A 23564-nucleotide genomic window follows, 5' to 3' on the forward strand; every position below is an offset into this window, starting at 1 on the left:
CGGCACGACTACCGGCCCGCCACCCACTGCTGCCAGTTTGCGACCGACAGCGTCGGTGACGTTTCGGCCGCGAGGTCAGTGATGTCTCTGCCCTGAGTCACCGCATCGACCGCGAGCGCCCACGGATCGCCGCCGTTCTCTGCAACGAAGAGGTAGCACGAACCCGCGGAGTCATACGCGAAATGCACGTCGGGCTCCATCGTGAATCGCTCGTCGGCGAACGCACCCGCGCCGAGCGTCGCAACGGCATTCTTCAACTCGGGGTACGCGACGAACTCCGAAGCCCCGGAAGCGTACTCCGCATATCGAGCGAATCCCTCCATGGACGCCTTCGAATACGACCAACTCAGTTCCGGGGCGGCAGTGAAGTGGATGGCGTGTGCAAACTCGTGGATGAAGACGAGCCTGAAATCGTAGGCGGCCCCGGGGCCCATGATGACCGTCGTGCCCCCGGTCTCAGACCCGACGGCAAGCTTTGGATCGATAATCTCCGAGGCCTGGTACGGGCGAAAACTCGGGCGCGCAAACGCGGATGCGTCGACTTTGCCCTCGGTCGGCACCTCCGTGCCGAAGCGCCAGCGCTCGAAACGCTCGTCGCTCCCCGTGATGCCAGACGCAAACCCGGTCTGCGGAATTTCCCCACCCATCTTCGTGGCCAGGTCGATTGTCTCGACGGCGGATCGCTCGGCCTCGTCGATGTGTTCGGTGACGAGCGCACGCTCGTCTTCAAGCGCGAACAGCACTACGTGGTCGCGCCGCTCAACGTACAGCTTGCCGTCGTCCCAGGGCATGATCACGTCACCGGGCACGAACGAGGTGATGCGAAGGTCGTCGTCGCTGCCGGCCGTCGTGATCTTGTAGGTGAAACCCTGCGTCAAGATCAGCCCCGCATCGATCGCCCCGCTGCCGCGCATCTGATTCGCAGGGAAGGCGAGATCGACGCCGATCGTGACCACCTGCGAGCCATCCGCGTCTGTGTTCGGGGACACGTACCCGGTCGTCCAGCCAATCGCCGAAAGGTTGTCCCACCACAGCGCCAGCTGACCCTTCGCGTCGCCGTCGGCGTACGACAGGAACAGCTCGCGATCCTGCGTTTGAAGCGCGGTATTCATGTCGTGCCAGATCTTCTCGTGCGAGCTTGTCTCAACCGTCGTGTTGCGGTCCGCCCACAGCGGATCTCGCTCGCCCGCGGGGAGGCTTGCGGCCGCCCCCACCGGATACGGATCGGGCCAATTCACGTACGCAGCCAACCCAGCGACGCCCAGACAGAGCACTGTGACGCCAGCGATGATGAGTTTCGCGATGCGCGCGCGTCGATTGCGCGGTGTCGGGGTTGGCGCCGGTGTCAGCGAGTTGAGCGTCATTCCGCTGTCACCTCCGCGACCTGGATGAAGCGAAGGGTTTGCGGCCACAGCGCTGTCGCATCGGGGCTCGTCGCCGCGATGGTGAATACGTACTCGGTGTCGCCCATCGTGATCGGGTACTGCGACAGCGGCGGGAGTAGCCCGGCCTCCGGTTCCGTGCCCATGATGTCCGTCGAAATCGTGCTGAACTCGTTCATCACGGGGAAATCGCGTGCGACTGCTTTCGGGTCCAGGTCTTGCGGGCGAAGCTTCGACTCGCCCTGACGGAATAAGCAGGAGCTCTGCAGCGAGCCGTCTTGCCGGGAATCCTCTGACATCTCCAAGATCATGGATTTGGGTTCGGTGCAGACGTCGTCGTCTGACTCGATCGCTTCGTCCGCAAAGGTGGTGGTGAAGCCTTCGCTATCGAGATCGAAATCCACCGTCCACGGAGCCGCGAGACCGACGACTTGCCACGGGCCAACGCGCGTCGGTTTTCGAGCCAGATTCGACGCACTGGGCTTGTCTGATTTGCCGTAGTAATAGGGACGAGTGAGCCACACCGCTTGAGCGAAGTCCGATGTGAATGTCTCACCGTCGACGCTAAAGGAGTAGGTGAGCATGACCGGCACCGCAACCGTGTCAGCGGTGCGCGGATCTGCGCTGCCGTATGGGTCTTCGGCTTGGGAGTAATCGAAGTCAGCTTCGTCAAACGCGTACGACACGGAGAGATCGAGCTGTCGAGCAGACGCCAGATCGCCGTAGATGGGCGTGTACGTGTCGGCAGCTGGCTGCAGATCGGCGCTCGCAAAATCACGCCAGCTCGGATCTCCGGTGGTCGTTTTCGAGAGGAACCCCTCGACAACCGCCGCCGCGTCTCCCTCGAGAGCTCGTGCCTTCGCGCTGCTCAGCAGGCTGACCACCGGCACGGAAGCGATGACCAGCAGCGCGCAGACCACCAGCATGGCGATAGTGCCCCTGGTCCAGATCCGCTCGTGCGGTGGACGCGGCGGCCGCTGCTGATAGACGGGAGCGGGTGCGTGACCCGAATACGGTTGCGGTGGAGCAGCGGGCGTCGCCCGCGGCGCCAGGTGCTCGGTCCAAGCTGCACCATCCCAGTACCGCAACATCGCGCCGCCCGCTGGATCGGGGTACCAACCCGCGATCGGAGCTGCGGCCCCATTCTGTGTGATCTCCACTCGGTCTCCTCTTTGCCGAGAGCGCCGCTCGCCCGTAATTCGCTCTGCAAATCCTATCGTTCACCAGTCAATCTGCGCAGTTGTTTTGTGGGGCTGCAGCAGTGTCCGTGGTCGTTGGTAGTCTGAACCTGTGGCAATAGCAGGCAACAGCCGGGCGCTTCACCGGCTCGAAGGAGCACATCGATGAGCAGTCGACTCGCGCCCCCGCGCGTGCCAGCCGGCAGTGTCACGCTGCAGGCTCCACCCGAGATCGAACCCTCTGAGGGTGGCAGTAGCCTGCTGACCTCCGCGATGCCCATGCTGGGCAGCGTCGGCGCGATCATTATGGTGTCGGTGAGCAACGCTGGCCCGACTGGGTGGATCACGGGCGGCATGTTCTTGATCTCGGCGCTCGGCTTCGTCTTCGTGAACGGCTGGCGCCAGCGGGCGACCCGCCAGGCCTCGATCCTCAGCTCTCGCCGCGAGTATCTCGCGTACCTCACCGAACTGCGCGACACCGTGCGCACGGCAGCGAAGGCGCAGCGCCGCGAACGAAACTGGCGATATCCAGCCCCTGAAACGCTGAGTTATCTCGTCGAAGACGGTACCCGCGTGTGGGAGCGCAGCACGAGCGACGACGACTTCCTCACCGTGCGCGTCGGTACGTGCGAGCAGCCGCTCGCGCTCTCGCTGGTGCCACCGGAGCTGCCTCCGATCGCCGACCTCGATCCGGTCGCGACGACCGCGGCTCATCGATTCCTTGCGACGCACGAGAACCAGCCGGATCTCCCGACGTATCTCCGCATCACCCAGTACCGAAGCCTGCAGCTCGTCGGCAATGAACTCGATCGGATCCGCGGGCTTGCACGCGGCATGATCACTCACCTCGCCACCCTGCACAGCCCCGACGACCTGCAAATTGTCATCGCTGCGAGCCCCGAATCCCTGCCCCATTGGGAGTGGGCAAAGTGGCTGCCGCACGCGCAGTCCGCTCGCCTCCGCGACGCACTCGGCCCGGCCCGCATGATCGGGTCAGACCTCGACACGCTGATGCGCATGCTCCCGGCGGACCTGCGCGAGCGTCCTCGCTTCACTGCCGACGGCCCCGCGGGCACCGGCCCGCACCTGCTCGTCGTCGTCGATGGCGCCAGCGTGCCGCCGAGTGACTCGGTCTTTGCTGGTGGGCTGCAGGGCATTACCGTTCTCGATCTGCCCTCCACGTGGGACGACAACGATGACCCCTCGCTGGCGCGCATCTATGTCGGCAACGATACGGCCGACGTCGCGGAGGGGCGCGCGCAGGCGCAAACCATCACCCCTGACAACATGGGCGTCGTCGAAGCAGAGGCGGTCGCTCGGCGACTCGCTCCGCTGCACCGTGAGGGCGGCGGCGGTGGCTCAGTGTCCCGCGCGAGCAAGCGTCAGCAGGAGCTGCTCGAACTGCTCGATCTCCCCGACGTACGCGATCTCGACCTTGAGAAGCAATGGCGCTATCTCCCCGAGCGTGACCGGCTGCGCGTGCCCATCGGCCAAGACACCAACGGCGCCCCGCTGATCCTCGACCTGAAAGAGTCGGCGTCTCAGGGTATGGGCCCCCACGGCCTCATCATTGGCGCGACCGGTTCGGGTAAATCGGAGGTGCTGCGCACGCTCGTGCTCTCGCTCGCGCTGACGCACTCTCCCGAGCAACTCAACTTCGTGCTCGTCGACTTCAAAGGTGGCGCGACGTTTGCGGGCATGGCCGACATGCCGCACGTGTCCGCGATCATCACGAACCTCGGCGAAGAAATCAGCCTGGTCGATCGCATGCAGGACGCCCTCCAGGGTGAAATGACGCGGCGCCAAGAGCTACTGCGCGCGGCCGGTAACTTCGTCAACGTCGGCGAATACGAGAAGGCGCGCAAGAACGGTCGCAGCGACCTGGCACCGTTGCCCGCGCTGCTCATTGTCGCCGACGAGTTCTCCGAGCTGCTGAGCGCCAAACCCGAGTTCATCGAATCGTTCGTTGCGATCGGTCGACTCGGTCGCTCGCTGCACGTGCACCTGCTGCTCGCGTCGCAGCGACTCGAAGAATCACGCCTCAAGGGCCTCGACACCCACCTCTCTTACCGCATCGGCCTGCGCACCTTCTCCGCCGCTGAATCGCGCACCGTCATCGGCGTGCCAGACGCATATCACCTGCCGCAGGAACCGGGCGGTGGCCTGCTCAAGGTCGGCAGCGACGACAACCTCACGCAGTTCCGCGCCGCCTACGTCTCGGGACCGCCACCCGCGCGCCGCGCCATCACCTCGGGTGACGGCGGCTCGTTGACTCCAGGTTCGGTGCGCATCACGCCGTTTACGGCGGCTGCGCAGCAGCTGTCGGATCCGGCCGCCGAAGCTGCGCAGGCAAACGCCGAGGCCGAGCGCCGCGCCGAAGAACTCGCCGCGTCAGAACCCGAAGAGACGCGCAGCACCTTCGAGCTTGCGGTCTCGCGGATGTCGGGCATCGGCCCGGCCGCGCACCCCGTCTGGCTGCCGCCACTCGAAGAGCCAGCAACCCTCGACCAGCTGCTCGGCAAGCTCTCCGTGAGCTACGAACTCGGGCTGCACGCTCCTCGCTGGCGCGAACACCGTCGCCTCACCGTGCCGATCGGCATGATCGACGTTCCGCTCTACCAGCGCCGTGACGTGCTCACGCTCGACCTCTCGGGCGCCTCGGGCCACGTCGCAATCGTGGGAGCTCCGCTATCGGGCAAGAGCACCGCGGCACGCACCCTCGTCTCGGCGCTCGCTCTGACGCACACGCCGCACGAGGTGCAGGTGTTCGTCGTGGACTTCGGCGGCAGCTTCGCTGGTCTGCGCGACCTTCCGCACCTCGCCGGGCTCGCAACCCGCGGCGAACCAGAAGTGATCCGCCGCACGATCGCCGAGGTCACGTCGCTGCTGAACGCGCGCGAGGCGTACTTCCGCGCGCAGGGCATCGACTCGATCGACACCTACCGCACGCGTCGCGCGCAGGGCGTCGTCGACGACGGCTACGGCGACATCTTCCTGGTGATCGACGGCTGGGCGACCATGCGCACCGATTACGAGTCACTCGAGGCACCCGTGCAGCAGCTCGCCGCGCGCGGCCTCAGCTTCGGCGTGCACCTCGTGCTCACCGCGAGCCGCTGGCTCGACATTCGCCCGAACGTGAAAGATCTGATGGGTGGGCGCATCGAGCTGCGGCTCGGCGACGCGTCAGACTCCGAGGTCAACCGCCGAGCGGCAACCAACGTTTCGGCGCTGCCCGGCCGCGGCCTCAGCCCGTCCGGGCTGCAGATGCTCACGGCGCTGCCCCGCATCGACACAGAGACCTCGGCAGACAGCCTCGTCGACGGTGTCGATGACCTCGTCGCCAAGATCAGCAGCGCGTGGCAGCGCGAGCAGGGGCCGAAGCTGCGGCTGCTGCCCGAGCGGCTGCCGCTCAGCGAGCTGCGCGAGCACCCCGCGGCGAACCCGAAGCAGTTGCTGCTCGGCCTCGACGAGGCAGAACTCGCGCCGGTCGGCATCGATCCAGACCGAGAACAGCACCTCTTCCTGTACGGCGACTCCGGCTCGGGCAAATCGTCGATGCTGCGCGGCATCATGCACGAGATCACGCGCCGGTACAAGCCGGGCGACGCGCGCATCTTCATGATCGACTACCGCCGTGCGCACCTCGGCGAGGTGCCCGACGGCTACCTCGGGGCGTACCTCACGACGGCGGAGCAGGCCTCAGGCGCGATCAGTCAGCTCGTTGACTTCTTCCGGGCCCGCCTGCCCGGCCCCGACGTCACGGCAGACCAGCTGCGCGCGCGAAACTGGTGGACCGGTGCTGAGGGCTACGTGCTCATCGACGACTACGATCTTGTCGCGACACAGCAGGGCAACCCGGCGGCGCCTCTCGCGCAATTGCTCGCGCAGGCGGGCGACCTGGGTCTGCACGTGATCCTCACCCGTCGCTCGGGTGGCGCCTCGCGAGCAGCATACGACCCGATCCTGCAGGGCATGACCGACCTCGGGGTCACCGGCATTCTGCTCAGCGGAAACCCAGAAGAAGGCCAGCTCATCGGCAAGATCAAAGCGATCCCGAGCGCACCGGGCCGGGCCCAGGTGATGTCGCGGGCGCGTGGTCACCAGATCGTGCAACTCGCATACGCGCCCTCGACGCAAGAAATTGCAGAGGAATAGACGAAGCCCGGGATTCTCGAATGAGGCCCAGGCCGGTACCCTGTCAGAGGTAATGCTGCGTCGCACCCCGGTTGACCCAGACCGACGTCGCCCAGCGGAAAAGAGTGATTCATGGACTACGGGACTACGTCGCAGCTCGGCGCTGGGTTCTTCCTTGTCTACGGTGTCTGGTCACTCGTTGGCCTCGGGGTGTACGTCTGGTACCTGTGGGCGCTGTCACGCCTCTTCCCATACCTCGGTCTGCCGTCGGGCTGGGGCTGGATTCCAGTCTGGAACCAGTGGCAGCTGATTCAGCGCGGCGGCCTACCCGGCTGGCTCGCCCTCTTCATGCTCGTGCCCGGCCTGGGCATCGTCACGCTCGTCGTTTCGATCATTGCCATCCACCGCATCAACTCTGAATTCGGCAAGGGCGCGGGTTTCACGGTGCTCGGTGCGTTTATCGCGCCGCTGTGGGCAACGCTGTTCGCTTCGCAGCTTCGGGATCGCGAATACGGCGACCAGGGCTACGCGACAGGCGGGTACGCGGCTGACGGCTACGGCAATCAGGGCGGGCAGGGCTGGCAGGGTTACGCCCCGCCCGCACCGGCCGCCGGTGGAATGCCAGCGCAGCCCGGGTATGGCGCAGCACCGGCCTACGGCGCCGGTGGCTTCGCCCCGCAGCAAGATCTGACGCAGCAGCCGGACCCAGCGTGGCAGGGGTTGCCGCCCGTGCAGCAGATTCCGCAGCAGGCGCCGCAGCAAGATGCGCAGAACCCGTGGGCGATGCCGCAGTCAGCTCCGGGCGCTCCCGCGTTTGGTGCGCCGGGAATGCAGGGCGTACCGGATCCGCAGAACGGTTCCGGGCAGTCGGTGCTTCCGCAGCAAGCGCCGGATCCCGCAGCGCAAGCCCAGGGTGCGCCCGCCGCGCCCGCTGATCCGTGGCATCAGCCGTTCGGCCAGGCGCCTGTCGCGCCCGGTGCGGACGGTTCGCAGCAACCAGGCTCACAGCTCGGGGCCCCGCAGAATGATGCCCCGCAGGCTCGCAGCGGACAGTTCGACGGCGCTCACGCGCCGACCACCAATAACTGGGGATTCAGCAACACCACCGAGGGTGACTTTGAGCGGCTCGCCGCCGAGGGACACACCCCTGGACCGCAGGCGCCTCTCGGACAGGTGGCGGCTCCGCGCCCGTTCTCGTGGCCGGTAGTCGAAGATTCGAGCCTCGACCAGTCGGGCCCGCTTGTGCTGCCGGAGCCTCCGGTTGCAGCGCAGGCCCCGGCTGAGGCTCCTGCTCCCGCGTCGCCGCAGGCCCCGGCTCAACCCGCAGCTCCCGAGCCGTCGATCTTCGACCGCGAGGCGCCGTCGCTGTTGCCTGCGCCCGCCACTCCGCACGCTACTCCCGCTCAGACGGGGGAGCCGAGCGAGCCCATCGCGATCCCGAATCTGCCCGAGCCAGGCCTCGGCGGCGACCCGATCGCGCCGGTAGCTCCGGTCGCGCCAGTAGCGCCGGTGGCGCCCACGGCTCCGGTCGCAACGGTTGCTCCTGGATCGCCAGCGAACCCGGTGGCAGCCGATTCGACCGCCGCTCCTGCGACGTCCTCTGGCCCGATCGAACCCGTCGCGCCGCTCACCGCAGCTCCCGGCGGCCTCGACGAAGATCACACCGTCGTCGTGTCGCGACGCACACGCTGGGGTCTCGAGTTGCCGGGTGGCGAAACGCTTGAACTCGAGGGCGACGACATCGTGATTGGACGCAAGCCCGAGGCGCTACCGGGAACGACGGTGCTGCAGATCAGTGACCCGACGCGCACGATGTCAAAGTCGCACGCGCGCCTGCGCCGCGACGGCGATGACTGGTCCATCGAAGACCTGCACTCGACGAATGGTGTCTCGCTCGTCGACGCCAGCGGCGATGCGGCGCAACTGGAATCCGGGCGCATCTCGCCGACCACCGAACAGATGGTGATTGGCACGCTAGAGGTGCGATTGCGCCAGCTCTGAGCGGTGCGTGCAAGCGCAGAAAGCTGAAAATGTTGTCAGCGATGACTCGCTGACTCCACAGCTCTCCGGGCGTAAGGTGTCTTCTGTCGGGTCGCCGAACGGCCCAACACGACCCCGTGGAGGTTCGCGATATGAAGGTCATCAGTTACAACCTGCGGAAGAACCGCGCCGTCACCGAGCTCGCCGCGCTCGCCGACGACCACGGCGTTGACGTGCTCTGCCTGCAAGAGGCCGAGGCCGTCGCACTGCCCGCACGACTCGGTCACCTGTCTCTCGTGCACGCAACGGAGCGGAACAGGCTCGGTCTCGCAATGTATGTGCGTGAAGACCGTTTTCATACGCGCTCCGCGCACACCTTTCAGCTGAAGAAGTCGCTGCACGATCGGCTGCTCGCTCCCGCCCACGAGCGGTTGCTCGGGGTGCGCCTCCACGATGCCGATCTGCAGCGTGACCTCGTTGTAGCTTCCTTTCACGCGGCCCCGCTGACCGCCCTCAACTCGCTGCGTCGCCACCAGATCCACGCCGCGCTCGCCGAGCTGCGCCATCTCGGCCCCGGCCTGCCCGCGCTGATGGTCGGCGATTACAATTACCCGGTCTTCAAGGGGCGTCTCGACACTGAGATGCGTGACACCGGTTACGAGCTCAGCCTCAGCGACAAGCGCACGTATACGCGCTACAAGATGTTCCGCGGCCACTTCGACTTCGCGACCTCATCAGGCCTTGACATCGGCAGCGTGCGCACCCTCAATCGCGGTACCTCCGATCACCTGCCGATCATGGTGACCGCCGCGATGAGCGAGCTGCCGCTCGCAGAGCCGGTCGCCGCGTAGGTCCCTCGGCGATCCGCCGGGCCGCCGCGGGTGCCCCCCGATCGCGCGCTCTACAGCTCGCCAGCGCGCCGGGCGGCCGGGTGCCGCGACAGCGGATTGCGGTGCTTCGCGCTGTTCTCCACGACGAACGTTGCCATGGTCGGCAGATAACGATCGTCGGCGCTCTCAATGACGGTGCCAACGTCGTTGTAACTCAGTCGGCGCACGCGCAAGAGCGGGGTGCCCGGGCTGATGTGGAGTTGTTCCACCTCAAGCGGGTGGGCGGCGATCGCATCAATGACGTGGCGTGCCCGTGCCGGAACGATGCCCACCCGCGCGAGCGCCTGATACACGCTGCCGAGATGAACATCATTTCCGAGCAGGTGTTTGCCGATCTCGTACGGGAACAGCGACCGCTCAAGCATCGCCGGCTTCTCATCGAGAAAACGCACGCGAATGATCTCGACTACCGGGGCGTCAGGCACAATCTGCAGCTCACGCGCGCACTCCTCGGTGGCGCTTCGGCGGCTCGCCTCGATAACGCGCTGCCCCGGGGTGAAACCGAGGCCGCGGGCCCACTCGCTGAACGAGATGAACGTGTCAAACGACTGCGCGGGCGCAGTGAGTTGCACGCGCGGGGGAGTGCCGCGCCCGCCCGCGATCAAGCCATCCGCGCGCAGTGCAGCGAGCGCTTGGCGCACCGGGCCCCGCGCGGTGCCGAACTCGGCGATCAGCGACTTTTCGCTCGGTACGCGCTCGCCGGGTTGCCACGCGCCCGTGCGAATGCGATGGGCCATTTCCTCGTACAACTGCACGTGCAGCGGTGCCTGCAGGGTCATGTGGCAACCCTATTAGTCACAAATTGGTTACGGCCGCCCGGGAGAAGACGAGCGGGTGAACGATCGGCGAACGGCGGGTGAGTTGCGCGTGATCGCGGCTACCTGGTGGCCGGAGCCTGATCGGGATCGGGCTCAGGCTCGAGCTCGGGCTCGAGCTCGGGCTCAGCAGCGACAAGATCCGTATCCACGGCAGCGGGTTCGGGATCAGCCGCCGCCTGAGTCTCCCCGCGCAGCCCCTCGGCCGAGGCGTTGAAGCGATGCAACGCTGCCCGCAAGTGCTCCAGCTCGTCTGAACTCCAGTCGACGAAACGCTCGTGATACGCGTGGGCCCACTTCTGACGAATCGCGCCCAACAGGTCCTCCGCCTTCGGGCTGGGAGTCAGCAACACCACCCGGCGATCCTCGCGGGAGGGTTGCGTCTCGATGAGTTCAAGCTCCTTCAGTTTCGTGATCTGACGGCTCACCATGGCCTTGTCCATATCGAGCAGCTGGCTGATACCGGTCGCTGTGATCGGCCCTTTCCGCAGGATCAGCTGGAGCACCATGATCCCGACGCCCTTGAGTTCGGGATCAACCTCCTCTGCGTAGCGTGCCCAGCGCGTGCGCGCGAAGGCGAACACCTCAGAGAACTCCGCGATGATGTCGGAGATTCCGTCTGGGTGGGAGGCTGGCCCGCTGGCGTCTTGCATACCCTCTAGTCTGCACGACTGGGGCGTGCGGAAACGCCCGGCGCGCAATGCGGCAGAATGGTGGGGTGGTCTGCGCTGCGAAGCGCGGCCGAAGCGAACCCGAGAGGCGAGAAGTGGCGGAGAACGGCAGCATCAAGATCGGCGTTATCGGCGGGGGGCAGCTTGCCCGAATGATGGTGCCGCCGGCGATTCACCTGGGCCTGCGCATCAGCGTGCTCGCGGAGAACGCGGGATCGAGCGCTGAGCGCGCTGCCGATGCGGTCGGCGATTACCGGGATCCCGAAACGGTGTATGCCTTTGCCGAGACCGTCGACGTCATCACGTTTGATCACGAGCACGTGCCGCAGCCGATTCTGCGCGAGCTTGAGGCGCGCGGCGTTGCCGTGCACCCGCGCCCCGACGCGCTGCAGTACGCGCAAGACAAAATCGTGATGCGCGAGAAGCTCGCCGAGCTGGGGGTGCCGATTCCCGACTGGGCGGCGGTGGCCGACGAGGCCGCGCTACAGATGTTCCTTGACGCGCACGGCGGGCGCGCGGTCGTGAAGACCGCCCGTGGTGGATACGACGGCAAGGGCGTGCGGGTTATTTCTGACGCGTCCGAGGTGCGCGACTGGTTTACCGCGCTCGCCGAGGACGGCAATGGCGGTTTCTTGCTCGTCGAGGAGCTCGTCGATTTCGTGCGCGAGCTGTCGCAGCTCGTCGCGCGCCGCCCGAGCGGGGAGACCCGCACCTGGCCCGTCGTCGAGACGATCCAGCGCGACGGTGTGTGCGCTGAGGTGCTTGCTCCGGCCCCGACGCAGCGCGCCGAGGTGCTCGCCGAGGCCGCGCGCATCGGTGAAACGGTCGCCGAGGGCGTGGCCGTCACGGGCGTGCTCGCGGTCGAAATGTTCGAGACGCGCGACGGTCGGGTGCTCGTGAACGAGCTCGCCATGCGGCCCCACAACTCCGGTCACTTCTCGATCGAGGGATCGGTCACGAGCCAGTTCGAGCAGCACCTGCGGGCGGTCGCTGATCTGCCGCTCGGCGACACTTCGATGACCGCCCCCGCTGCCGTGATGGTGAACGTGCTCGGCGGGCCCGCGGAGGGCCCCATGCCCGTGCGCTATGCGGAGGCGCTGGCCGCGCACCCGCGCGCGAAGTTCCACAGCTACGACAAGCAGCCCCGGCCGGGGCGCAAGGTCGGGCACGTGACCGTGACGGGCGACGACCTCGACGCTGTGCGGGCGGATGCCGTGGCGGCGGCTGAGCTGTTCGCCTGATCCGGCACTGCCTGCGTGCGTGCGCCCCGCCAGCCCAGACTACGATTGAGCTATGGCTGAAACCACTGCGCCCCTGGTCGGCGTCATCATGGGATCCGACTCCGACTATTCGGTGATGGCAGACGCGGTGCAGGCGCTGCGCGAATTCGGCATCGCGCACGAGGTCGAGGTGGTGAGCGCGCACCGCACCCCCGACAAAATGGTGAGCTACGCGCGCGAGGCAGCTGGCCGCGGCATTCGTGTCATCATCGCGGGCGCGGGCGGCGCCGCACATCTGCCCGGCATGGTTGCCTCGATGACCACGCTGCCCGTGATCGGCGTGCCCGTGCCGCTCGCCAAGCTCGACGGCCTCGACTCGCTGCTGTCGATTGTGCAGATGCCTGGGGGGATTCCCGTCGCCACCGTGTCGATCGGCGGGGCGAAGAACGCTGGCATTCTTGCGGCCCGTATCCTCGGCTCGGCCGACCCCGTGATCGCGCGGCGTCTCGCTGATTACGCCGAGGGTCTGACCGCCGCCGTCGGCGAGAAGAACGACGCGCTCAAGGCGCGAATCGCAGCCGAGTAAAGCGGGGCGCGAGCGCACTGATGGCTGATGGTGGGTCGGGGCGGAGCGTGGATGGTCCTCGCGATCCTCGCGCCTCTCGCGACCCTCGCGCTGACCGAGGTTCGGCGACCTATCGAAGCGCGCTCATCGCGCTGTTCTGTGCGGGCGTCGCGACGTTCGCGCAGATGTACTCGCCGCAGGGGTTGCTCCCCGCGATCGCCCGCGAGTTCGGCGTGTCCGCCGGGGCCTCGTCGTGGACGGTTGGCGCGACGACCATCGGCGTCGCGGCCGGCGTGCTGCCCTGGGCGCGGGTGTCGGATCGGCTGGGCCGGGTGCGCACCATGCGCTGGGCCACCGGCGCTGCGATGCTGCTCGGGCTGGCGGTGCCGTTCGCGCCCGGATTCGAGACCATGCTCGCGCTGCGCGCCGTGGAGGGGTTCGCACTCGCGGGTATCCCGGCGCTCGCGGTGACCTCACTCGTAGAAACCGTGCGGCCGCGCGCGCTCGGCGGCGCTGTCGGCATGTACGTGGCCGGGACGACTCTCGGAGGTCTGGTCGGGCGCATCTTCGCGGGCGCGGTCGAGGAGCCGTTCGGTTGGCGGGCGGGAATGGTCGCCGTGGCGGTGCTCGCAGCGGGTATGACCGTCTGCTTCATCGCGCTCGTGCCCGCGACGCAGCTGCCGAGAGAGGCTACCGGGGGAGTGCTGCAGGCGATCCTCACCAACCTCTCGCAGCCGGGAGTGCTCGTGCTCATCATGCACGCGTTCCTGACGATGGGCGGTTTTGTCGCCGCTTACAACGCGCTCGCGTTCAGGCTTGTGATGCCGCCGTATGCGCTGACGCTCGTGCAGGTCTCGTGGCTGTTTTTGGCCTACCTCGCGGGGACGCTGACGTCGAGCTCAGTGTGGCGCCTGACACGGCGAGCGTCGCCGACAGCGGTGATGCTTGGCAGTCTCGGTGTGATGGGGGCGGGGCTCGCGCTGACGCTCGCCGCACCGCTGACCGTCGTGATTGCGGGGCTCGTGCTGTTCACCGGTGGATTCTTCGCGGCGCACACGATTGCGAGCGGTCTGATCGGCCGCCGCGCGGCCGGCACTCCGGGCGCGAGCCAGGCGCCGCCGCTGTATAACCTCGGCTATTACGCGGGTTCGAGCCTGCTTGGCTGGGCGGGCACGGCTGCGTTCAGCTCGTCGGGATGGAGCGGCACGGCGGCGATGACGGGCGGCGCGATCCTGCTCGCCGCGGCGCTCGCGTGGTCCTACGCGCGCACCCAGGGCGGAATAGCGAGGGCAGACAGGGCGTAGCCCTGCCCTCTGCCCCTGTCCCCCTTTCCCTCTGCCCCTCGTGACCCCCACGCGGGTGAGCGATTCTCGTCAGTTTCGCGCCCGAAAGTGTCAAGGATTGCTCACCCGAGGGGGGAGGGGGGATCGCGAGGGTGCGGGCATCACACGGGGCACGCGTGCTCGGGGGTAGGGGCTCGCGGGTGAAGGTACGCGGGTGAGCGATATTTGTCAGATTTGGTCGCGCGAGTGACAAATATTGCTCACCCAAGGGTGCACAAAAGAAGGGAGGGGAGAGGGGAGAAGAGGGGAGGCGCGTGGAGTCAGAGGTTTGCGTGGGTTTCCCAGAGCTGCCAGGCCGAGGCGCGCCAGCTGAAGCCACGGCTCCGATCGCACGCGAGCACCGTCAACGTCGGGAGTGCGCCCGACTGTCCGATGAGCGTGCTGTACTCCCGCGCGAATCCCTCAGCAGTGTCAGCGGAAACGCCCGCGTCGAGCACAAGCTCTTCGGTCGCGGGGTGTCCGGCGTGCACCACGGGCACGGCGGCGTTGAGCGCCGCGAGCACCACGTAACCCGTGCCAGCGAATGCCTGCGGCTGCAGCAGCACGACCGCGTTGGCGCACACGGCACCGACATCGGAGAGCTGCGTGACGCGCACCGTGTGCACGCGGCCGACCAAGTCCTGCGGGATCTCAGTGGTAAGCGCCGCAGCGTCACGATCCTTTTCGCGCGTCGGCGCGCCGTGCGGGTCGAGGCCCTCGAGCACCACAAGCGGGGGCAACGCGTGATCGTTGCGCATGGCGTCGAACACCCACTCGAGACGCCCGTGCTCACCCAGACGCGCGGTCGTTGCCGCGTACCGCTCGGGCAGGCCCCACGCCGCGCGACGCTCGGCCGCGTCTTCAGGAGCAGAGAATTCGCTCGGCGGCGCGAGCGGGAAAACCTGAATGGGCAGATCACTGCCGTACTGCTGCTGCAACACCCGCGCAGTCGCGTGCGTCGGCGTCAGAATCACGTCGGCAAGCTTCACCGCGCGCCGCGCGAACGATCGGAACAGTCGTGCCTGAGAGTTCCCGAGCAGCGCGGGCGCATCCCACGCAATGCTGTGGGGGATCGTCACCGAAGTTTGTGAGCCGTCGTCGTCTCCGCGCGAGCGCAGCGGCATCATCGGGGTGAGTGCGTGTACGAATTCACCGTCGAGCGGTCGTGCAGTTGCGCCGTTCTGCCACACGAGCGGCAGCATGCTCGAGCGCAACGGCAGCACCTCGGTCGCGAGACGCGGTGAAGTGAACTGGGGCGTGTCGCCACCGCGAGCCATCAGGTAGCGTGCACTGCAGCCGCGCGGGGCGGTTTCTGCGACGGCCTGCGCGAGATCGCGCGCCGCGGCAGCGTGTGACTCCGCTTCCCAATCAGGGAAGGGGTCGGCGATGAGGGTGAGCGTCGCCAATCGTTCTCCCCTCGATTACAGTGACATGCCCGCGGCACGAGTCCGCACTCCATATTGTATGGACTTCCTGGCTGGGAACAGCTGTGCGCCACGGCATGAACATCTGGACTGAGACGTAATCGCAACAATTTAAGTTTTCGGTCCGAGTTCTCAAATCTGCGAATGCGGTGCGGCTTGAGGTTTCCCTCACGATCTGCAAAGTACCCTGTCCCCATGCGTGTTTTGTTGACAGGTGGCGCCGGGTATATCGGCTCGCACACCGCACTCGTACTTATCGAGCGCGGCCACGAGGTGATCGTTCTCGACGACTTCTCCAACAGCAGCCGTGAAGCGGTGCGGAGAATCTCCGAGTTGAGCGGTGTTGATGTGCCGGTGATCGAGCTCGATCTCTCGGATCGAGAGGCCGCTCAGCGCGCCCTCGCCGAGGTCGACTTCGATGCCGTGATTCACCTCGCGGGTTTGAAAGCTGTCGGCGAGTCGGTCGAGCAGCCCACACGGTATTACCGCGTCAACCTCGACTCGACCATTGCGCTGCTCGACATCATGCGCGAGCGAGGCATCACGAAATTCGTCTTCAGCTCTTCAGCGACGGTCTACGGCGACCCGATCTACGTGCCAATCGACGAGGCGCACCCCGCGGGTGTCGACCTCGCGAGCCCGTACGGGTGGTCGAAGTTCATGAACGAGCGCATCGTGCACGGTGCGCAGACCGCGTGGCCAGAACTCGAAGCCGTGGTGCTGCGCTACTTCAACCCGGTCGGGGCGCACCCCTCAGGGCGAATTGGCGAAGATCCGAGCGGGATCCCGAACAATCTCATGCCGTTCATCACGCAGGTCGCGGTCGGCAAGCGCGAGCGGCTCAGCGTGTTCGGTGACGGGTACAACACCCCCGACGGCACCGGCGTGCGGGATTACATTCACGTGCTCGACCTTGCCGAGGGACACGTGGCGGCGCTTGAGCGAATCGCGCCAGGTGTCGAAACGTACAATCTGGGATCGGGCATCGGATCGAGCGTGCTCGATGTCGTGCGCGCCTTTGAGCAGGCCTCCGGTCAGGCGATTCCGTATGCGGTGATGCCTGCTCGCGCCGGTGATGTCGCAGTGCTGCAGGCTGATCCGGGGCGTGCAAACGCCGAGCTCGACTGGCGCACGACGCGCTCCCTCGAAGAGGCATGCCGTGACTCCTGGAACTGGCAGTCGCAGAACCCAGCTGGGTATCACGCATGACGCTCGATCTGGAGCGGCCGCTTCGGAACCCCGATCTCGGCTCCGAACCGCTCATGAGCAAGCGAGCCCGCTGGCTCGTGATCCTCGGCTTCGTGCTGCCGGGCACCGCCCAGGTGGTTGCCGGGAATCGCAAGCTCGGACGGTTCGGCTTGATCGCCACCGGGATCCTCGTTGTGGGCGCCATTATTTCGGGGCTGTGCCTGCTGCTCGCGCGCACCCCGACACTCACCTTCTTCACAAACAGTTTCGTACTCCTCATCGTGCAGTGGCTGCTGTTCGCCTATGCGGTTGTCTGGGTGGTGCTCGGCATCGACACGCTGCGTCTCACGAAGCTCGTGCGTGTGCAGCGCGGGTGGCGTGTGCCCGTCGCGATGCTGTCGATCCTGCTAACGATCGTGCCGGCGGCGGGAGCCGCGTGGGCGGGCAACGCCGTCGGCGCGGGCCGCGGGCTGATCAGCGATCTGTTCCGCAGCGCTCCCGCGGTGGCGCCGGTCGACGGGCGCTACAACATTCTGCTGCTCGGCACCGATGCCGGCGCCGATCGCGAGGGTCTGCGCCCCGACAGCATCTCGCTCGTCAGCATCGACGCAGAGACCGGTCAGTCCACGATCATCGGCCTGCCTCGCGAACTGAAGGACGTGCCGTTCCCTGAATCGTCCCCGCTCGGGCCCATCTACCCGGAGGGTTACTGCGATGAGGTCAACAACTATGAGGTCGTCGATGGCGGCGGCTACTACTGCTTCACGACTGGCAACCTGAACTCGCTCGTCACCGAGGTCGAAGACTCCGGATCGCCGTCGTACGAGGGCCTCTATTCCGACGCCGTTTCGCAGGGCTCGTCGCCGGGAATCGAAGCGACCAAGGATGCGGTCGAGGGTGCAACCGGGCTCGAGGTGCAGTTCTACGTGCTGGTCAACATGGATGCGTTCCAGAGTCTGATCGACGCGCTCGGCGGCATCACCATGGACGTGCAGGAGCGGTTGCCGATCGGCGGGCAGGTCGACGAGTCGACCGGCGAACTCGTCGGGGTTGAGGGCTGGATCGAGCCCGGTAAGCAGAAGATGGACGGGTTCACCGCGCTCTGGTACGCCCGCTCGCGCTACGGCTCGGCCGACGGTGACTATTCCCGCATGGCGCGACAGCGCGAACTGCAGTCGGCGATTCTCGCGCAGATGAACCCGCAGAATGTGCTGGCGCGATTCCAAGAGGTGCTCGCGGCCGGATCGCAACTCGTTGACACCGACATTCCCGACTCTATGCTGGGGCGGTTCGTTGATCTCGCCGCGAAGGCGCGCTCGCACGATCCCGTGAACGTTGAACTGGTGCCGCCCGCGGTTGACCCGGAGAACCCGGATTGGGCGACGGTGCATCAGCTTGTCGACGACGGCGTCGCCGCCGCTTCGGCGCCTGAGAAGGACGCGGGCTAGACTTGCCGGGTTTGTTCGAACTGAGAGGGAGGCGAATCGCATGCGCGTGACTGCTGTGCTGGTGGCCTACAACCGGCGAGAATTGCTGCGGGAATCACTCGCGGCGCTCGCCGCTCAGACCCGACCCGTCGACCGTCTCGTCGTGGTCGACAACGCGTCTGACGACGGCTCCGTTGAGGTTGCCGCCGAGATGCTTGAGGCCTGGGGTGAGCGTGCGCGTCATATCCAGCTCACGGAGAACACTGGCGGCGCGGGTGGCTTCGCGACGGGCATCGCGGCCGCGGTCGTCGAGGACGACACCGACTGGGTCTGGGTAATGGACGACGACACCGTGCCAAGCCCTACCGCGCTCGCCGGCGCGCTCGACACCCACGAACGCTATCGAGCGTCGGGCCCCGACGATCTTGCGGTGATGGGCTCGCGCGTCGTGTGGACGGACGGTGAAGATCACCCGATGAACACTCCGAAGCCTAAGATTCGCGCCTCAGACGAGGAGCGCGCACGCGCGGCGTCCGTCGGTGCGATGGAGATCCGCTCAATCTCGTTCGTATCGGCATTCTTGCGCGCAGCGCGAGTTCGCGAGCAGGGACTGCCCGTCGCAGATTACTTCCTGTGGAACGACGATTTCGAGTTTTCAGCGCGAATGCTGCGCGGCGCGCGGGGGCTCTACGTGCCCGCCTCGGTCGTCACGCATCGCACGGTGAAGCGCGGATCAAGCGACCAGGATCCCGGCCCCCGCTTCTTTTACGAGGTGCGCAATAAGCTCTGGGTGTTTCGCACGAGCCCTGCTTTGTTTGGCTGGGAGAAACTGCTGTACTCGGCGGCGACGGCGAGACGCTGGTTCCGCACGTTCCGAGCGTCGGACGATCGAGCTCAGCTGCGCGACTGCCTGCGCCGGGGCTGGAACGCCGGTTGGTTGCGGGCGCCACGTTCGACGCGCGACGTGCTGCGTAACGCGGGCGTGCCGGTCGACGTGATGTACGAGGTGGAAAAACTGTCGCGACTTAACGGTCGATAGGGCGCAACAGACCGCGCCGCACACGTGGGTGGCTGCGTCACAGCACGGTGATGTCTGTGGCACGCCAACGATCTCGGTGGTGTTCGAGGCGAAGCGCGACGACGGTGGCGCGAGGTTCGACGTGCAGCAGCACGGTCGCCTCGATGACGTGCGGAAGTGGGCTGCTCAGGTGCGCGCGGCCAGGCATCGCGATGCGCCGCCGCCGGTCGCGCATTGCGGTCTCGCGCTCCACCCGTAGCGCGCGCCTGGCCCGGAGCGTTTCGGCAACCTCGATCGTGATCCAACCCCCGAGCTGCGTCACCACGCGCGTTCCCTCGAGTACCTCGAACGCATAGAGCGCGAGGCGCTGCACGAGCGAGGCGGGCGGTGGTGGTACGTCTGGACCGCTGAGCTCGATGGCGCGCAGATGGCGGCGCGCGGTGTTCGAGGGCGAAGCTCGACCACCGGATCGTGACCCAGATTGATCGCGCGGAATCGGGGCGGCGGCGCGTGCCTGCATAGTGGTCCTTTCGGTTGGATCCGTGCGCCGCTCCCGTCGTGATTCCCCCTGCCGCACTCCCGGATTCTCGAACGAGGTGTATCTCACCTTAAGATCCGAGCTGTGCCAATCGTCAAGCAAATTTTACGTTTCTTGTGTGTCGGCAGTGTGTCAGGCACCGATGGGATGGTATGCAGACTGACGTAAAACTCAGGGGTGTCTGGCAGAATTTTCCCCGATAGTGTGCTCTAGTCTGGATGCGTGGCTACACTCCGCGATCTCGCAACTAAGTACTCCTCCCTCGAAGAAGAGGAGATTGAGTGGCTCGAGTTATTGACGCTCGACCTCCGTCTGCTCGCCGATCTTGCCCTGGGCGATGTGGTGCTGTGGGTACCGACGAGCGACGACAACTACCTGGCGATAGCGCACAGCCGACCGGCTGGTTCGGTGACGCTGTTCTACCGAGACGTCATCGGTGATCTGCTGCGCGCTGACTGGCGCGAGCTCGTTGACCAGGCGATGTTGAGTTCCAGCCCGGTGCTCTCGACGTCACCCGCCTGGTACGAAGAGAACCCGATGCGGCTCGCCGCATTCTCGGTCAGGCGCCGCGCGTCTGACAACTCGGTCGAGGGTCCGTTCGCCGTTATGACGGTGCACACGAGCGCCGCCGACACGCAGCCGGCCTCGCGCATCGGAGCTGCCTTCCGTGAGGTCGCATCGGATCTGATCGGCATGATCCAAAACGGCCAGTTCCCAGTACCGGGCAGTTCGCGCGGCGGCGAGCAAGGCGCTCCGCGTGCAGCCGACGGGCTCGTGCGTGTCGATCTCGACGGCATCGCGACGTTTGCGAGCCCGAACACGCAGACGACATTCTCGACACTCGGATTCCGTGACGAGATCGAGGGAGAGAACTTCAGCGAGGTCGTTGCTGAGCTCGTGAAGGGGCAGTTCGACACCAACGAATCGCTGCCGCTCATCGCGCAGGGGAAGATCGCGAAGCGCATCGAGGTTGACGCGCGCGGTCACACGATCACCCTGCGCTCGATTCCGGTCTACCGCGACGGTGCGTGGGTGGGTGGCATCGTGCTGACGCGCGACGTGACCGAACTGCGACAGCAGGCCCAGGAACTCATCACAAAAGACGCGACCATTCGTGAGATTCATCACCGCGTGAAGAACAACCTGCAAACGGTAGCGTCGCTGCTGCGCGTGCAGGCGCGCCGCGCGCGCAGCGAAGAGGCGAAGCAGGTGCTCGGGCAGGCCATGCGTCGCGTCGCCGCGATCGCGGTGGTGCACGACACGCTCTCGACCGGGCTGTCGCAGATTGTCGACTTCGACAAGGTCTTCGACCGTGTCATCGGTCTGGCCGCTGAGGTTGCAAGCCTGCACAACACGACCGTGCACCCGCACAAAGACGGCGAGTTCGGCGAACTGCCCTCTGAGTACGCGACCCCGCTCGCGCTGGCCCTTACCGAGATCGTCACGAACGCCGTGGAACACGGCCTCGCCGGACGCGAGGGCGAGGTCTACGTGACCGCGCACCGCTCGAACGAGCGACTCTCGGTTGAGGTTATCGACACCGGCACGGGGCTCCCGGGCGGCACGGTCGGCGACGGACTCGGAACGCAGATCGTGCGCACCCTCATTGAGGGTGAGCTCGGAGGCAACATCACCTGGGGCCCTGACGCCGGGGGCGGCACGCGGGTCGCGATCCAGGTTCCATTGCACTGGATTTCGACCCAGACGCGCGAAATGCCGAGCGTCTCGGGTTAGCTCGCACGTAAGCGGGCTAGCGCTGGCTAGCCCGCTTACCCGCTAACCCTGCCTAGCTCGGGCGCCTTGCGTTGCGAATCAGCACCGCAATGCCGACACCGAGCAGGAGTACTCCGAGGCCGATGACCGTCGCGGCGATCCAGCCGGCGGTGTCGAGGCCGTTGCCTCCGAACGCCTGCTGGGCGATGTAGCCGCAGAAGACGAGGATCAGGGCCCCCCACACGATGGGCCCGGTGCGCGGGCCCGGCTTCGGGAGCGATCGGGCGGGCGAAACAACATCCGCAGTGCCCGCAGAAGCAGTGCCCGCAGAAGCAGTGCCCGCTGGCGCGGTCTCGGCTGGGACGGTGCCCGCCGCTGACGACGCGGGCGCGGCTTGAGCCGCAGGAGCCGCGGGAGCCGCAAGCGGCGCCGGCGGTGCAGGCGGTACAGGCGGCGCGAGATCGACCGACTCCGAGTCCATCGGATCCAGCGGTTCAGTGGGCTGAGTGTTCATCGGGTGGTCTCCAATTCAACGGTCTTTCGCGCGGACGAGGCGGTTCCATTCCCGCCGCCCTCGACTTCGACGCTGCCCGCACCAACAGTCACGGTCACCACGCTCGCTGAGGATGCGTTGGCCGGTGTCACGTTCGAGCGGATTTCGCGAAACAGAAACGGTCCGCTGATGGTGCGCTGCGTGTCGGCGCTCGTGCCCGCACCCGTCCGCCCGCTCTCGTCGATGCGGCCGGCGAGCATCCGCACGTGCACGATGGTGGGTGTCTCGTCGGGCAACTCGATTGTGGTGGAACCCGCGAGCAGCCAGACCTCGAGATCGTTGAGCCCCGCGGCACGATCCTCAATACCCGCTAAGTCGACGGTCGCGTTACCCGCGACTATGACGGCTCCGACCTCGGCAGTGTCCACGTGCGTGTTGCCGAACGGCTGGAAGCGCGCGCCCCACGGCAGCACCACGCTGAACAGCAGCGCGACCACCCCGCAGAACGACAGGAAGCCGACCCAGCCGGTGTGCCGGCCGCGCACGCCGGCGATGATGAGCGACACGGCGAGCACAGCCAGCGCAGCGATCATGGCTGTGACGAGCGCGTCGGGGGCGACGCTGTCGAGGGGCAGCGGTGCGCTCAGGGAATTCGTCCAGAGCGCAGCAACGCCGGCGGCGACGAGTGAGAGTGCGAGTGTGATGACGACGTGCGCGGTTCCCAGGCGGTGCGTGTCGTGGTGGTCGGCGTACCGAGCGCTCCACGCGTCGGCCTGCCTGCCGACGTCGCGGCCCCACTGATCGGCGGCCTCGCCCGCGCGGCGACCCCAATCGGCGGCGTCCCGGCCGGCCCGCTCGGCGCCCTCGGCCGCACGAGTGGCGAAGGTCTCGGCGCGATCGGCGAACGACCTGGTGTCGTCGGTGAACGACGACTGATCCGGCGCTCCGGTCTCGCCTGCCTCACTCGCCGCGCGAGCAGTCTCACGGCCTCGCTGCAGCAGTACCCGCCGCAGCCAAAAGCACCCGAGCACGATGACGGCGATCCAGCACAGCGTCGCGATGGTTGCCGTGAGCCAGCCGGGCAGACCGAGCACGCCCCAGACGTCCCAGTTCCACACGCTGAACGCGGGGAACGAGGCGCCGGGAATGAAACTACTGAAGATAGCCGGGATGATGACCACTGCCGTGACGACGACAGCGGTGACGATCACCCCGGTCTGTGCTCGCCCCCGGATGATCTCCTCCACGTGGATGCGGCCGGAGACGTCGGGCAGCAGCAGCCACCCGAGCAAATACAGGAGGATACCGGGGCCGCCCAGCAGGGCGAGCACGACGAAGACGCCGCGCACAATGATCGGGTCGATCTTGAGTCGCTGGGCGACGCCGCCCGCGACGCCGGCGAACCAGCGGTCCGATCCGCGAGTGATGTCGAGGCCGCGCAGCCAGTCAAAGAATCCCTGGCCGGGAGGCGGCCCCGCGGGGCGCTCTGAGTGTGATTCGGTGTGCATGCTTCGAGTCTGGCTGAGCCGCACGATCGCGGCCATGAGGGATCACCCTGATCGGACCCTGATCCTGCGACCCTGAGACCCCCATCGAGGCACCGACC

Annotated in this window: 18 protein-coding genes; 10 read left to right on the forward strand and 8 right to left on the reverse strand. The window is 66.7% G+C overall.

Annotated elements, in window-relative coordinates; genetic code table 11:
• Positions 1-8: 8 nt before the first annotated feature.
• Both ACFWHR_RS03570 and ACFWHR_RS03575 read right to left on the reverse strand, forming a co-directional pair.
• On the reverse strand, positions 9-1364 hold the full coding sequence (locus ACFWHR_RS03570) for a hypothetical protein (protein ID WP_382446895.1): 1356 nt from the start codon (positions 1362-1364) through the stop codon (positions 9-11).
• Positions 1361-2542, reverse strand: coding sequence for a DUF2510 domain-containing protein (locus ACFWHR_RS03575; RefSeq protein ID WP_382446896.1), 1182 nt, complete (start codon positions 2540-2542; stop codon positions 1361-1363). Before ACFWHR_RS03575 ends, ACFWHR_RS03570 begins: the two co-directional genes overlap by 4 nt.
• A 183-nt stretch (positions 2543-2725) precedes the next feature.
• Here ACFWHR_RS03575 and eccCa point away from each other — a divergent pair, with 183 nt between their 5' ends.
• The 3 genes from eccCa (at position 2726) to ACFWHR_RS03590 (ending at position 9525) form a co-directional block, all read left to right on the forward strand.
• On the forward strand, positions 2726-6715 hold the full coding sequence (gene eccCa, locus ACFWHR_RS03580) for a type VII secretion protein EccCa (protein ID WP_382446897.1): 3990 nt from the start codon (positions 2726-2728) through the stop codon (positions 6713-6715).
• Positions 6716-6826: 111 nt separating this feature from the next.
• The gene (locus ACFWHR_RS03585) at positions 6827-8695 is read left to right on the forward strand and encodes a DUF5684 domain-containing protein (protein WP_382446898.1); all 1869 of its coding nucleotides are present in this window, start codon (positions 6827-6829) and stop codon (positions 8693-8695) included.
• Between the two features lie 131 nt (positions 8696-8826).
• Positions 8827-9525: an endonuclease/exonuclease/phosphatase family protein gene (locus tag ACFWHR_RS03590; RefSeq protein WP_382446899.1), complete on the forward strand. Its 699-nt coding sequence runs from the start codon at positions 8827-8829 to the stop codon at positions 9523-9525.
• A 50-nt stretch (positions 9526-9575) separates the two neighbouring features.
• Here the strand turns inward: ACFWHR_RS03590 and ACFWHR_RS03595 are convergent, their stop codons facing one another.
• Both ACFWHR_RS03595 and ACFWHR_RS03600 read right to left on the reverse strand, forming a co-directional pair.
• A complete protein-coding gene (locus ACFWHR_RS03595; protein WP_382446900.1) occupies positions 9576-10343 on the reverse strand; it encodes a GntR family transcriptional regulator in 768 nt (255 codons plus the stop codon).
• 98 nt (positions 10344-10441) lie between these two features.
• Positions 10442-11032, reverse strand: a complete 591-nt coding sequence (locus ACFWHR_RS03600; RefSeq protein WP_382446901.1) for a MarR family winged helix-turn-helix transcriptional regulator — start codon at positions 11030-11032, stop codon at positions 10442-10444.
• 113 nt (positions 11033-11145) lie between these two features.
• On the opposite strand from ACFWHR_RS03600, the gene ACFWHR_RS03605 reads away from it, so the two are divergent.
• Genes ACFWHR_RS03605 through ACFWHR_RS03615 form a run of 3 tightly spaced genes read left to right on the forward strand, consistent with a single transcriptional unit; the run spans position 11146 to position 14139 of the window.
• Positions 11146-12291, forward strand: coding sequence for a 5-(carboxyamino)imidazole ribonucleotide synthase (locus ACFWHR_RS03605; RefSeq protein WP_382446902.1), 1146 nt, complete (start codon positions 11146-11148; stop codon positions 12289-12291).
• 52 nt (positions 12292-12343) lie between these two features.
• Complete coding sequence (gene purE / locus ACFWHR_RS03610) at positions 12344-12856, forward strand: 5-(carboxyamino)imidazole ribonucleotide mutase (protein ID WP_382446903.1); 513 nt, start codon at positions 12344-12346, stop codon at positions 12854-12856.
• 47 nt (positions 12857-12903) lie between these two features.
• Entirely contained in the window at positions 12904-14139 is a 1236-nt protein-coding gene (locus ACFWHR_RS03615) for an MFS transporter (RefSeq protein WP_382446904.1), read from the forward strand.
• Between the two features lie 299 nt (positions 14140-14438).
• Here the strand turns inward: ACFWHR_RS03615 and ACFWHR_RS03620 are convergent, their stop codons facing one another.
• Positions 14439-15563, reverse strand: a complete 1125-nt coding sequence (locus tag ACFWHR_RS03620) for a mannosyltransferase (RefSeq protein WP_382446905.1) — start codon at positions 15561-15563, stop codon at positions 14439-14441.
• Between the two features lie 213 nt (positions 15564-15776).
• Here ACFWHR_RS03620 and galE point away from each other — a divergent pair, with 213 nt between their 5' ends.
• From galE to ACFWHR_RS03635, 3 genes are read left to right on the forward strand one after another with little or no spacing between them, the layout of a single operon-like run.
• Entirely contained in the window at positions 15777-16790 is a 1014-nt protein-coding gene (gene galE / locus ACFWHR_RS03625; protein ID WP_382446906.1) for a UDP-glucose 4-epimerase GalE, read from the forward strand.
• Positions 16787-18217: an LCP family protein gene (locus tag ACFWHR_RS03630; protein ID WP_382446907.1), complete on the forward strand. Its 1431-nt coding sequence runs from the start codon at positions 16787-16789 to the stop codon at positions 18215-18217. The genes galE and ACFWHR_RS03630 overlap by 4 nt, the downstream gene beginning before the upstream one ends.
• A 40-nt stretch (positions 18218-18257) precedes the next feature.
• A complete protein-coding gene (locus ACFWHR_RS03635; RefSeq protein WP_382446908.1) occupies positions 18258-19235 on the forward strand; it encodes a glycosyltransferase in 978 nt (325 codons plus the stop codon).
• A 37-nt stretch (positions 19236-19272) separates the two neighbouring features.
• Here the strand turns inward: ACFWHR_RS03635 and ACFWHR_RS03640 are convergent, their stop codons facing one another.
• A complete protein-coding gene (locus tag ACFWHR_RS03640; RefSeq protein WP_382446909.1) occupies positions 19273-19734 on the reverse strand; it encodes an Rv3235 family protein in 462 nt (153 codons plus the stop codon).
• A 240-nt stretch (positions 19735-19974) separates the two neighbouring features.
• On the opposite strand from ACFWHR_RS03640, the gene ACFWHR_RS03645 reads away from it, so the two are divergent.
• Positions 19975-21486, forward strand: coding sequence for a sensor histidine kinase (locus ACFWHR_RS03645; protein ID WP_382446910.1), 1512 nt, complete (start codon positions 19975-19977; stop codon positions 21484-21486).
• A 52-nt stretch (positions 21487-21538) separates the two neighbouring features.
• On the opposite strand, the gene ACFWHR_RS03650 is transcribed toward ACFWHR_RS03645, so the two are convergent.
• Together ACFWHR_RS03650 and ACFWHR_RS03655 are read right to left on the reverse strand one after the other, a co-directional pair.
• Positions 21539-21979: a hypothetical protein gene (locus tag ACFWHR_RS03650; RefSeq protein ID WP_382446911.1), complete on the reverse strand. Its 441-nt coding sequence runs from the start codon at positions 21977-21979 to the stop codon at positions 21539-21541.
• Positions 21976-23466, reverse strand: coding sequence for a PspC domain-containing protein (locus ACFWHR_RS03655; protein WP_382446912.1), 1491 nt, complete (start codon positions 23464-23466; stop codon positions 21976-21978). Before ACFWHR_RS03655 ends, ACFWHR_RS03650 begins: the two co-directional genes overlap by 4 nt.
• Positions 23467-23564 lie beyond the last annotated feature (98 nt).

This window comes from Leucobacter sp. NPDC058333 (assembly GCF_042726155.1).
Taxonomy (GTDB): domain Bacteria; phylum Actinomycetota; class Actinomycetes; order Actinomycetales; family Microbacteriaceae; genus Leucobacter.